Source organism: Populibacterium corticicola, assembly GCF_042683685.1.
Classification (GTDB): domain Bacteria; phylum Actinomycetota; class Actinomycetes; order Actinomycetales; family Cellulomonadaceae; genus Timonella; species Timonella corticicola.
Map to the genome: position 1 here is coordinate 449,515 of NZ_JBHUOP010000002.1, position 12,128 is coordinate 461,642.

The 12,128-nt window shown below is 56.7% G+C and carries 10 protein-coding genes; 3 read left to right on the forward strand and 7 right to left on the reverse strand.

The genetic code is table 11. The features are described from left to right. Positions 1-78: 78 nt before the first annotated feature. The 7 genes from grpE to ACFSYH_RS05735 form a co-directional block, all read right to left on the reverse strand. The gene (gene grpE / locus ACFSYH_RS05705; protein WP_377465708.1) at positions 79-624 is read right to left on the reverse strand and encodes a nucleotide exchange factor GrpE; all 546 of its coding nucleotides are present in this window, start codon (positions 622-624) and stop codon (positions 79-81) included. Continuing rightward, on the reverse strand, positions 621-2,471 hold the full coding sequence (dnaK, locus tag ACFSYH_RS05710; protein WP_377465709.1) for a molecular chaperone DnaK: 1,851 nt from the start codon (positions 2,469-2,471) through the stop codon (positions 621-623). The genes grpE and dnaK overlap by 4 nt, the downstream gene beginning before the upstream one ends. Positions 2,472-2,913: 442 nt before the next feature. Next, positions 2,914-4,767, reverse strand: a complete 1,854-nt coding sequence (locus ACFSYH_RS05715; RefSeq protein WP_377465710.1) for an Ig-like domain-containing protein — start codon at positions 4,765-4,767, stop codon at positions 2,914-2,916. A 164-nt stretch (positions 4,768-4,931) separates the two neighbouring features. Next, complete coding sequence (locus tag ACFSYH_RS05720; protein WP_377465711.1) at positions 4,932-5,444, reverse strand: MarR family winged helix-turn-helix transcriptional regulator; 513 nt, start codon at positions 5,442-5,444, stop codon at positions 4,932-4,934. Then, the gene (locus ACFSYH_RS05725; RefSeq protein ID WP_377465712.1) at positions 5,429-5,914 is read right to left on the reverse strand and encodes a pyrimidine dimer DNA glycosylase/endonuclease V; all 486 of its coding nucleotides are present in this window, start codon (positions 5,912-5,914) and stop codon (positions 5,429-5,431) included. The genes ACFSYH_RS05720 and ACFSYH_RS05725 overlap by 16 nt, the downstream gene beginning before the upstream one ends. Positions 5,915-5,921: 7 nt before the next feature. After that, positions 5,922-8,114 (reverse strand): MMPL family transporter, encoded by a 2,193-nt coding sequence (locus tag ACFSYH_RS05730; RefSeq protein WP_377465713.1) that lies wholly within the window; start codon positions 8,112-8,114, stop codon positions 5,922-5,924. 101 nt (positions 8,115-8,215) lie between these two features. After that, on the reverse strand, positions 8,216-8,644 hold the full coding sequence (locus tag ACFSYH_RS05735; protein WP_377465715.1) for an organic hydroperoxide resistance protein: 429 nt from the start codon (positions 8,642-8,644) through the stop codon (positions 8,216-8,218). A 142-nt stretch (positions 8,645-8,786) separates the two neighbouring features. Here ACFSYH_RS05735 and ACFSYH_RS05740 point away from each other — a divergent pair, with 142 nt between their 5' ends. The 3 genes from ACFSYH_RS05740 to ACFSYH_RS05750 all read left to right on the forward strand — a co-directional run bounded on the left by ACFSYH_RS05740 (position 8,787) and on the right by ACFSYH_RS05750 (position 11,897). Then, positions 8,787-10,130: a heparan-alpha-glucosaminide N-acetyltransferase domain-containing protein gene (locus tag ACFSYH_RS05740; protein ID WP_377465717.1), complete on the forward strand. Its 1,344-nt coding sequence runs from the start codon at positions 8,787-8,789 to the stop codon at positions 10,128-10,130. A 198-nt stretch (positions 10,131-10,328) separates the two neighbouring features. After that, positions 10,329-10,589 (forward strand): GlsB/YeaQ/YmgE family stress response membrane protein, encoded by a 261-nt coding sequence (locus tag ACFSYH_RS05745; RefSeq protein ID WP_377465718.1) that lies wholly within the window; start codon positions 10,329-10,331, stop codon positions 10,587-10,589. A gap of 300 nt (positions 10,590-10,889) precedes the next feature. Continuing rightward, positions 10,890-11,897, forward strand: coding sequence for a bile acid:sodium symporter family protein (locus ACFSYH_RS05750; RefSeq protein WP_377465719.1), 1,008 nt, complete (start codon positions 10,890-10,892; stop codon positions 11,895-11,897). Positions 11,898-12,128: the final 231 nt, after the last annotated feature.

Sequence of the window (12,128 nt, forward strand, 5' to 3'; positions counted from 1 at the left end):
CGTCGGAAATCTGTGCCTTTAAGACAGGCGCGCACCGCCCCTAAAAAGGGGCAGCGCGCGCCAATCAGAATGAGTCGATCAGTCTTGTGGACCGGTCACGGCGACGCGTGCGGCGCGAACCACGCGGTCGCCGATCTTGTAGCCGATCTCGATGAGAGCGGTCACGGTCGTTGAGGTGGCGTCCGCCGAGGTCTGGTGGAAGAGGGCCTCGTGGATGGTCGGATCGAATTCCTCGCCGACTTCACCAAACGTCTCAACACCATACTTCGACAGAACCTGGTTCAACTTCTCGGAGATTGCCTCGAACGGGCCGGTCAGCTCACCGGCCTGCTTCGCGCGTGAGATGTCATCGAGCACGGGGAGCAGCGCGGACAGAACATCCTCGACACCACGCCCACGAGCGGCCTCCTGCTCACGCTTGGCACGCTTGGAGAAGTTGACGTACTCAGCGTTCAGGCGCTGAAGATCCTCGAGGTGGGAGGCTGCCTCCGCCTGAGCCTGTTCCAGTTCGGACAGTTCCTGCGGCGCCTCCTCCTGTACGGCCTCTGGCTCGAAGTCGAGGTGATCGATCGAGTCCGGCTGCTCTGGACCTGCGCCCTCGGCGTGCTGGTTCTCGTTACTCACTTGTTGTCTTCCTCGTCTACGATCTCTGCGTCGACAACGTCCTCATCATTCGCCTCAGCGTCCTGTGCAGGCTGTTCGCCTGCCGCCGCTGCCTGCTCCTGAGCGTAGAGTGCCTCGCCGATCTTCTGGGAGACGGTCGACAGGGTCTCGTTCTTGGCCTTGATCTCCTCGATGTCGTCGCCCTCGAGAGCCTTCTTGGAGGCGTCGAGTGCTTCTTGGACCTCGTTCTTGACCTCAGCCGAGATCTTGTCCTCGTTGTCCTTGAGGAGCTTCTCGATCGAGTACGCGAACGACTCAGCCTGGTTGCGAGTGTCAGCGTCCTCACGGCGCTTCTTGTCCTCGGCAGCGTGCTCTTCAGCCTCGCGGACCATGCGGTCGATGTCTTCCTTTGGCAGGGAGGAACCACCGGTGATGGTCATCGACTGTTCCTTGCCGGTGCCCTTGTCCTTGGCGGACACGTGGACGATACCGTTGGCATCGATGTCGAAGGTGACCTCAACCTGTGGCATGCCGCGTGGTGCTGGGGCGATACCGGTCAACTCGAAGGTACCCAGTGGCTTGTTGTCGCGAGCGAACTCACGCTCACCCTGGAACACCTGGATGAGAACGCTTGGCTGGTTGTCCTCAGCGGTCGAGAAGATCTCGGAACGCTTCGTTGGGATAGCCGTGTTGCGCTCGATGAGCTTGGTCATCACACCACCCTTGGTTTCAATACCGAGGGACAGTGGGGTGACGTCGATCAGGAGAACGTCCTTACGCTCACCCTTGAGGACGCCGGCCTGGAATGCTGCACCAACTGCAACGACCTCGTCAGGGTTTACGCCCTTGTTGGGCTCCTTGCCGCCGGTCAGTTCCTTAACCTTCTCGGTGACTGCTGGCATACGGGTCGAACCACCAACGAGAACGATGTGGTCGATGTCGTTTACCGAGATACCTGCGTCACGGATGACAGCGTGGAATGGAGCTTCCGTGCGCTTGAGGAGGTCAGCGGTCATCTGCTCGAACTGTGCGCGGGTGAGGCGGGTGTCCAAGTGGATTGGGCCGTTCTCGGTCATCGACAGGTACTGCATGTTGATGTTGGTCGAGGTAGCCGAGGACAGCTCCTTCTTGGCCTGCTCCGCAGCCTCACGCAGACGCTGGAGGGCGATCTTGTCCTTGGACAGGTCAACGCCGTCCGACTTCTTGACCTCACCGATCAGCCATTCGACGATTGCGTTGTCCCAGTCGTCACCACCGAGGCGGTTGTCACCGGAGGTTGCGCGAACCTGGATGGTGGAGAAGTCATCCTCGTCCTTGCCAACCTCAAGGAGCGAAACGTCGAACGTTCCACCACCGAGGTCGAACACGAGGATGAGTTCGTCTTCCTTGCCCTTTTCCAGACCGTACGCGAGTGCTGCTGCGGTTGGCTCGTTGACGATACGCAGAACGTTCAGGCCAGCGATCTGACCTGCGTCCTTGGTCGCCTGGCGCTCAGCGTCGTTGAAGTACGCAGGAACGGTGATCACTGCGTCGGTCACTGCCTCACCCAGGTACTCTTCAGCATCGCGCTTTAGCTTGCCCAAGATACGAGCGGAGATTTCCTGTGGGGTGTACTGCTTGTCGTCGATTTCCTGCGACCAGTCGGTTCCGATGTGACGCTTCACCGATGCAATGGTGCGGTCAACGTTGGTCACTGCCTGACGCTTTGCGATTTCACCGACGAGGACCTCGCCGGTCTTGGAGAATGCGACCACCGATGGGGTCGTGCGCATACCTTCCGCGTTGGCGATAACCGTTGGCTCGCCACCTTCGAGTACTGCAACACAGGAGTTGGTGGTACCGAGGTCAATACCTACTGCACGTGACATAGTGTGCCTTCCTTTCCGTGAGCGACGGTTTGATTTGCTAGCCCTCGCGCCAACCTTCCGCGATCCTCTGCTTGTCGCGGGGATCGGTCGGCTGCGTAAGTTCTAGGCCGTCACTCATTAAACATTGAGTCTTCCACACTCAAGTTTGCTCCTCCGGCTCACGCTTTGCAAGTCGATTTCTCAAACTTGAGTCTATGTCGCTCAACTTTGTAGGTGGTGGCTTTATTCCCGAGGCTGCCAGATTTCTTCTAGATGCTTGAAGAGCAGACCCTGGCCTGCTGCTTTGCTGCACACCTGCGGCGACTACACCGCCTTGACGGCGGTTGCCAGCCGGATCTTCCAGATTGACGACGAGGCGGCAGATTCACGCTGGAACCTGCCGCCTCGTCGTCAGTCAGTTGGGTGAGAACAGTGGCTCGCCGGACAAAAACGAGCCTCACACTTACCTAGCAACCGTCTTGGAAATCTTCTTCACCGTAATCTTGGCAACCGTCGTGTTCTTCGAACTCTTGACAGCCTTCGCAGTCTTACCAGTCGGTGTGAACTTCACCTTCACCGCTTGGCCCTTACCGGCCTTCAGCCCTTTGAGTGCCAGACTCACTTTGCCCTTGTGCGAAGCCTTCAGCGTTGCCTTGTAAGTCTTCTTGCCAACCTTGACAGTGACTTTGCCCGTTGGTTTGGGCACGCCCGGGGTTTTCACTGTGACAGTAAGCCTGCTAGACCCGTCCGCCTTGATGCTCTTCTTCGAGAGCTTCGCTTTCACACTCGCCGTGGACTTCCCAATCGTTACCGATTTAGACTCTACCGTTGAATATCTATGGCCTGCTGCGATTGCATAGCCTTTGATCGTCAATCGCTTACCCACCATATCTGCGGTTAGTAACAAAGGCCCTCGAGGGTTAAGGGGATGTTCATTGACAAACCATTGATAGGTCACGTCAGGCTTGACGTTCTCTTGCAATAGCCATTCAGCAGGTAAATGTTTTGCATATTCGCCAACAACAGGCTTCCCAGAAATCTTTGGCCTCTTTTTAATATTCATATCGGCGTAATCCACATAAACGTAGTCAAACCACACCCAGGTGCTCGCGTAATCGTCGTGATGGATTATTGCTCTCACAGAGATGTATTGGCCGCCAAATTCAGGAGATAGCTTTAAATTTGCGCTCTTCGCACCGTCTATACGAACTTCTCCGGATGACGATGCAGCTTCCGTATACCATTGATATTCAACAACTACACCGGGAATTCTAGGGGAGAATCCGTCCGCCTTGATTGTCGATCCAACTTGTGACTTCCCCGATATCTTTGGGGTTCCCGTGTAGCCAATCCCTAATTTCGGAACAATGAAGGACGGGCTTAATAGAATGATGTTTTGGCTTCCCTTTACAGATACTATAACTCTTAATTGAATTTCCTTTCCACGCCACTCATCTTGGATTGGAAGTTCCTCCAGATCATCATCTACCGAAATCCTCTTACCCTCAAACAGCCATTCGAACTTACAAGAATATTGCCAACACGCATCAATATCACCAAAAGCGGGGCGCACATACATGTATATGCGATCGAATGCTTCCCGCAGTACTGGATTCGTAGTTACTCCCAGATTTATTCCAAGAACCATTCCAAGACTCTTACGGTAAGTTACGAGGTCGTAGTTGTCTGAGTAGACCTCGATATCCAAGAACTGCTCAACCCCGATTTCATCCTCTGAAGGGGTGTGCGTGAACCTCCCTGTCGCGTAGTGTCCAACCCACTCGTCATTGCTCTCAATAACTACCGAGTATTCCTGGTTCACTAATGCAGGCTTTCCACCCGTTACAGATGCCTTAATCTCATACGAACCTAATTCATCAACGCGGAGCTGTTGAGGAACGCGGATATCCAGTTTGATCGAGTCAGCAGGCAACCTCACCTCTTGAAACATCTCCCCGTAGACAAGCACATCCTCATACTGAGGATTGGTGAGCAGTCCATCAACAAAGACGATGCCACCGACCATGGTCTTGTCGAGGACCAGGGGTTCGAGACACGAGTGCAGTTCAATGAAATCCTCATCACGTGCAAGGAACCATGAACACTCAAGTTCATCATCAGGTTCAAACTCGACATCAAGGTCAAAAGTCAATGTGCTACCTGTAAGCACATATTGAGGATCATTAGGCGCTTTACCGGCAACTACGATCTCACCGATCAGTTCTTCAGGATAAGAACCTTCATCCGCTTGGGCAGGGGCGGTGAAGGACAGCAAGGAGAGCGCAGCGACAAGGAAGGCTGCAAGGAGTTTACGCATGGGGTCTCACTCAGGTGCCGTAGAGTATGCGTCACCACTGTGAGCGCAGTAAATAGTAACTCGAAGTTCCCTGTGAAACCTAGGATTTTAGGCCTTTGTCTGCGGTTTCAGCTCGTGGTGTTCAATCTCAGTGGAACTCACGGGCTCACCGAGATAAGGCTCCCTTAGTCTGCGTAAGGTTTCAGCGCGGCAAACGACTCAGACGTGTCAAAGACATCGGAGAGATCGTCAAGGAAACCAATCACTGCGGTAAGTTCCTCCGTGGAGTACTTGGCCACAACCTCGCGCATACGGGCATGCATCGCGGCCATGCGCTCACGAACCTCCACATGGGCATGCTCGGTGGCCTCAATCAAGGTGGACCGGCCATCAGCGGCATTGGGTACGCGGCGTAAATGGCCGGAAGCGGTGAGCCGGTTGAGAAGTTTCGCGGTGGAGGCGGTCGTTATGTTGAGTTCACGCGCGATGTGCTGCGGGGTGCAGGGCTCTACCCTACGCCAACACGCGATGACAATCTGCAGAGCGCGCATGTCGTTCTTACCCATGGCCATGTCGCCAGCGGCTCGATCGCGCATCGCATTGTCTGAGCGCCGGAATCGACGAACAGCCTCAAGAACACGGCGTTCAGCCGACTGTTGGTCATACCAATATGGCGGGGGTGTTACGTTCTCTCCCACGATTCAACGCCTCCTGGTACGACCACGAACAAGGGGTGCACCACCGTTTCCAGTGGGAAGCCCGGGTCCAATCTTAGCGAGTCGTAGCGTTCCTTGACCTCATCCACCAGTTCCGGATTACGAACAGCCAGTTTGCGGAGCAGGTGCTGAAACTCAAATTCGATCTGTCCACGGGTTACCGAGATCTTTGGCTCTGATTCCAGGACCTTGCGGGCTTCGCTTTCCTCGGATGTCACCCGCGACCTGTCGAACCTGTAGGATCGACTGTCCGCCTCGTCGGCAAGCACATGCAGGTAGGCGCTCACGAAACCAACGGGATCTGAGGCGCGCTTGAAGCGCACCAACTGCGGATGATTTGTGTACCCTTTTGTCTTTCCGGCCAGAACAGCCTGCGCCAATAGGGATTCCCTCCAAGCCGCGATGAGCCCCTGTCGATCCAGGAGGCATGGCTCCAAGGTCCACATTCTCATTGCCCACTCACTCCTTGCCCTGAGCGAGTGCGGACGGCCACCAGATCTTACGTCCGATGTCGTACCCAAGGGCCGGGACCAGGATCGTGCGCACCACGAACGTATCGAGCAGGACTCCAAAGGCAACGATGAATGCGAGTTGGACCAGGAAGAGAATAGGAATCACGGCGAGCGCGGCAAAGGTGGCGGCAAGCACCAGCCCGGCGGACGTGATCACGCCACCGGTAATCGCAAGGCCACGACTGATTCCCTGATGGGTACCGTGATGCAAGGACTCCTCGCGCACTCGAGTCATGAGGAAGATGTTGTAGTCGATGCCCAAGGCGACGAGGAACACGAACGCAAACAAGGGGACCGCAGGATCTGCGCCGGGGAATCCCAGAATCTCGTTGAACACGAGGGCAGAGACGCCGAGCGCGCTGCCGAACGAGAGCACGGTGGTCGCGATCAGTAAGAGCGGCGCGACAATCGAGCGTAGAAGCAACCCAAGGATCACGATGATCACCGAGAGAATGATCGGGATGATCAAGGCCCGGTCCTTGAGAGAAGCATCGTTGGAGTCGATGTTGGTCGCGGTGGTGCCACCCACGAGCACATCCGACCCGAAGCTGTTGCGCAACTCCATTACGGTGGACTGTGCCGCCTCGGAATCGAACGCATCAGCCAGAGTCACCTGGAACAGGACGTTTCCTTGAGCAACTGTGGGTTCGGCTTCCTCTTGGCCAAATGAGGTCAACCCATCAGCCGTGTATCCGACGCTCCCCGCAGCCGCATCGCGGGCTGTGAGCGCAACGGAAGCAACTCCTTCATGCGTGAGGAGTTCCTGGCCGACCTCATCGAGCTTGCTCTCCGGTGCAATGACATAGGCAGGGCTACCGGAGCCTCCTGGGAAGTGCTTGGCCAGTTCAACCTGTCCATCACGTGCTTGGGAGGTACCGAGCACGAGTTCGCTCTGGGCCACGCCATCCGCCTTCAGCCCGATCAGGCCAAGGCAGGCGAGCGCAAGGATGACAGTTGTGCTGAGCCACATGGTGCGTGGCCTACGGGAGATGAGAGACGGCAGCTTGGCCCACATTCCCTTGCTTGGCACCTCTTCATCTGCGCCAAGCTCAGAATTGAAGTGTGGCCTGCGCGGCCAATAGGCCGCACGTCCACAGAGAAGAAGCAATGCGGGAAGCAGAGTGAATGCCGCCAGCATCGCGAACACAATTCCGATAGCCGCAATCGGGCCCAAGTCACGGTTGGACTGGAGTTGGGACAGAAGCAAGCACAACAACCCAGCGATCACAGTTCCGCCGGAGGCAAGGATCGGCTCGAACGAACCCTTGATCGCGGCTTTCGTGGCATCCCACTTACCTGGATGACGCCTGAGTTCCTCGCGGTAGCGTGAGACGTACAACAGGCCATAGTCCGTTGCGGCGCCAATGACCAGAATGAACAGGATGCCCTGGGTTTGCCCATTGAGCATGATCACACCGTTTTGAGCAAGCGTGAAGACCGCTGCGAGGGCTCCACACAATGCGAAAAGACTTGTGAACAGCACGGCAAACGGCAGGATCGGCGAGCGGTACACCACCAGCAAAATGACCAGGACGGCAGCGAGCGCAACACCTAACAGCAGTCCGTCGATCCCCGCGAACGCTGTTGAGAGGTCGGCGGTGAATCCGGCAGGCCCAGTGATGTAATACGCGAGGCCTGGCGGCAGGTGCTCAGCGGCGAATCCCTCCAGTTCTACCACCGACTCCTTGATGTCGGAGGTTGCGTCAAGAGAGACAAAGACCTGAAGCGCCTGCGCATCTTCGGACGGTATCGCGGGACTGGATCCAACCACGCCGGAGATCTCACTGCTCAGCATCTGGGTGAGTCCCTGGACCTGCCCCAACTCGTCTTCCGTGATCTCGCGATCGGATGACACGAGCAAGATCGCCGGAATCGCATCGTCTCCCAGGAAATCGCTGAGTTGCTTTTGCACCTGGGTCGCTTCAGCGCTCGATGGTAGATAAGCGGTCGGGTCGTTGTCGGAGACCTCTTCGATCCTGCCGAACAATGGGCCGCCATAGGCTGCGAGCGCGAACCAGATCGCGATGAGCAATGCCGGTAAGCCGATTCGAAGCCAGGTTGGCACGCTTGCTCCGACTTCTGTGGCGGTTTCGCTTCGGTGCCGTGCTGCATCCTGATCGCGTTTGTTTGCCTTAGTCAATGCGCTACCCCTCAGTGCGTTTTTACCTAGCCAGGCTAGGTAAATAGTAGATCAGCAAAAAAGGGCGGTCAAATGATGACCGCCCTTTCCCGTTACAGGCCTCACGCAGAGGTAATGGTCTCCAGCATGACGTCAACATTGCCTCGGGTGGCTCGCGAGTACGGGCACTTCTCGTGGGCTTTGTTGATGAGGTCCTGCGCGGTTCCCTCATCGACACCCTCAAGTTCCGCCTGGATCTTCGCGGTGAAGTTCAATCCAGAGTTGAACTCGCCGCCGATAGACAGCGTGACCGTCACTGCGGAATCTCCCAGTTCCACCTTGTCCTGGCGGGCTACAGCCTTGAGCGCTCCATGAAAGCAGGCTGCCCAAGCAGATGCGAACAATTGCTCCGGGTTGGTGCCGGGCCCGTCGTCTCCACCAAGACCCGATGGAACAGACAGCGCCAGATCGAGTTTGCTGTCATCCGTTGCGACTCGCCCATCACGTCCACCCCACGAGGTGGCAGTGGTTGTGTATAGCGGCTGCGACATGATGTCTCTCCTCCATGTGTGCGGTGCCGGATGAGATTCCGGCACGTCCCTTCCATCCTTGCACCAAACGAGCACAATGTCTTGAGCAAAGTCATCCCTACGGTGGACGTGAGAACCCAAGCCCTGGAATTATGATCATCGAGTGAATGACACTTCCAGCCAGCGAATTCGCGGCATTGATCTAGCCCGGGCTCTCGCTTTGATCGGTATGATGGCCGCACATTTCGGCGCTTCTCACGAGTTTGGCTCTTCCTTCTGGGGATCAGTTGGTGCCATCACTCATGGCCGCTCCTCAATCCTCTTCGCGGTTCTGGCCGGAGTGTCCATAGCGCTCGTGACGGGAAGAACCCAGCCTCTCACCGGTGAGCCAGTCGTTCAGGCTCGCGTGAGACTCGTCTTACGTGCACTCATCATCCTGACAATCGGTTCCGCACTTACCGCTTACGGATCGGGAATCGACGTCATCCTGCCGACATACGCGCTGCTTTTCGTGATTGCGACACTCTTCCTACGCTCTCGGCGTCGCACCCTTGCCTGGTGGGCCTTGGGTTTTGCCACCGTCGGGTCACTCGTTACGTTCCTAGCGGCCCCGCTCGTCTACAGCAACTCGTGGCCAATTCCATTCTTCTCAATGATCGTGAGCGACAACTACAAACTTCTACCATGGATATCTCTCGTACTCGTGGGAATGATTCTCGGACGGACGAGTCTCACCAGCCTTTCCAACGCACTGAAAATCGGTGGCTTCGGTGCGGTGATCGCTCTCGTCGCATATGGATCGACGATAAGCATCTCTTCGAGCAACACCGACCTGCCATCCAACTCGCAGGGCTCAAAAGGGGATGTTGAAGTTGCTCCGTACGAGTATCAAGACCCTATCGAGCTATACGCGACACCTGCCGAAACGGCCAGCTCGGACACCTTCACAGTCAACGGCCAACTAGTCAGCGCATACGATCTGGCTGGCATGTCATGTGACGCTGAGGCTTGGAATGAAGGCTCCACCTCTGGCGGATACATCAGTTGCGGACGCTCATCCTTTGACGGATCTGGAGAAGGTCTCGAAGATCCATATGCCGAACCTTCCTACTGGGACCAACTCCAATACGAGCGCGATAGGTTCCTCAATGCAGACCCTCACTCCGGCACTCCAGCGGAAATCCTGGGAGGCATCGGCGTCGCGATGATTGTCATCTCCCTGTGTTTGCTTGCGACGAAACGTTTCGGGTTCGTGTTCTATCCGCTGACCGCTCTGGGTTCGATGCCCCTCACGATCTATACGGCGCACGTGCTGACGTTCAAGCCCCTCAGCGCAATGACTGGCCAGTTCGAGTTGCTCAACTGGTCAGTCTCAGTGGCCGTTGCCGCCGTTTTCGCAATGCTCTGGAAGGTGAAGTTCAAGCGCGGCCCGATCGAGTCCCTCATGCGGATTGCCGTCATCAAATTCCTCACGCCCCCACACGACAACCGTCCGGTCACTCGATGATGAAGCATCGCGCTTGGGGTGAACTGCCCCGTCTTGCGCAGGCGGACTAAGCCAGATTGTGTTTTGCTCGAATTACGGGACCTTCCGATGTGCCAAGTCAATGGGGTGATCTAACTCTTTGATCCGGCTCAATAGGAAGACCAGCAACAGGGCAATCATCCCGTCACAGGATGCCTTCACTCGAGAGGAAAATTAAGCATGAGCTTCATTTCGTGGATTCTCATCGGTCTGATTATGGGTGCAATTGCGCGTTCCGTTCTCCCAGGACGCACAGAGGGCGGCTGGGTCACGTCGCTCATTGTCGGAGTCATCGGTGCTGTCGTCGGTGGTTGGATCGCGAACATGGTTGGTAGTTCCTCCAACAATGGATTCTTCGATCTGACAACCTGGTTCTTCGCGTTCATCGGTTCGCTTGTGGTCCTCCTGATCTGGGGAGCAGTCACAGGCCGAAAGAAGTAACGCTGCTGACACACATCTGTTCTGGGCCGACCCATGCGGGTCGGCCCATTGTGTTCCCATGATCTTTCTGATTGGCGACGACATGGTCGCCCTCCAGCATCACCTCACGGTGGCCCCCTTCCGAGATCGGTGTAAACCCCTGTGTACACCGCGGCAAAACACACACAGGCGCACTGTGGAGCCCATGTGCGCTGGAAGGCGGCAGGATCGTCGCCCATCCCGCTTCTCCTATGGTTTATCCCAGCAACCCACTAAGGTGAGTGAGTACACCTCAGCCACCACGTAGGAGAAGCGCAGCACGTGTCCAGCGCCCCTGACACCCCACCCACTCGGCTCCAACGCCTGTTCCGGCGTATCGACTGGTTCATCATCGCGCTACTCGGCGCAATCATCGTTGCCTCGTTCCTGCCCGCACGCGGTCGGGGAGCCGAGATCCTCGATATCTTGGTGATCGCCGCCGTTGCTTGGCTGTTCTTCCTGTACGGTGTGCGGCTACAAACCACAGAAGCTCTCGCCGCGCTGCGCAACTGGCGGCTGCATTCCGTTGTGCTTGCCTGCACCTACGTATTGTTTCCTTTGCTCGGCCTGCTCACATTCTTAATCCCCGAATCCGTATTGCCACACGACCTCGTGCTCGGATTGGTCTTCCTATCCCTGTTGCCGTCGACCGTGCAGTCATCGATCGCCTTCGTCTCGATAGCACGGGGAAACATCGCTGGCGCAGTCGTTGCAGCATCGTTCTCCAACCTCGCCGGAGTTATCCTCACGCCACTACTCGTGGCGCTGATCTTGGGATCCACGGTCGGGTTCTCCGGGGCAGCGGTCGGGAAAATCGCACTACAGTTACTTCTGCCCTTCATCCTCGGGCAGATCGCACGGCGCTGGCTCGCTGCCTGGGTAATCCGGCACAAGCGACTGACCTCATTCACCGACCGCGCTTCAGTCGTACTTGTGGTCTACTCGGCCTTCTCCCAGGGTGTCGTCGGCGGGATCTGGAGTAAGGTTTCAGTTCCCAACGTCCTCGTACTCGCCGGTATCTCCTGCGTAATGCTGGCGGCGATGCTCTGGCTCAGTTCAGCCCTCGGAAAGGTTGCACGGTTTTCACGCGAGGATCAGATTGTCGTGCTCATGTGCGGATCCAAGAAATCGCTGGCAACAGGCGTGCCCATGGCGACAGTCTTGTTCGGCCCTGCCCTCGTGGGCATCATCGTGCTTCCGGTAATGATCTTCCACCAAATCCAACTAGTCGTATGCGCGGTCATCGCACGACGTCTCGGTGACCAAGCCGAACCGGCACTCGTCGCCTAGTCGGACAGGACGGCGCCTCGTACTCTAGCGACCGATCGTCTGGCCTCGATACAACTGGCCATTCACAATAGAACGCCAGCAAACACGACACAACGTCGCGTTGAATCACCGGTGAACATCTACTGCCCAGAAACAGACGACCCAGAACGCACATGTTCGAGCGCGCATGATCCTGCTATTCTCGTGCAGAACCAACAAACCGAACACAATTTCAACACGCGATGCCCACAA

Coding starts and splice junctions, on each gene's coding strand:
- dnaK (WP_377465709.1), bottom strand. CDS start 2,471: ATGTCACGTGCAGTAGGTATTGACCTCGGTACCACCAACTCCTGTGTT.
- ACFSYH_RS05715 (WP_377465710.1), bottom strand. CDS start 4,767: ATGCGTAAACTCCTTGCAGCCTTCCTTGTCGCTGCGCTCTCCTTGCTG.
- ACFSYH_RS05725 (WP_377465712.1), bottom strand. CDS start 5,914: ATGAGAATGTGGACCTTGGAGCCATGCCTCCTGGATCGACAGGGGCTC.
- ACFSYH_RS05735 (WP_377465715.1), bottom strand. CDS start 8,644: ATGTCGCAGCCGCTATACACAACCACTGCCACCTCGTGGGGTGGACGT.
- ACFSYH_RS05745 (WP_377465718.1), top strand. CDS start 10,329: ATGAGCTTCATTTCGTGGATTCTCATCGGTCTGATTATGGGTGCAATT.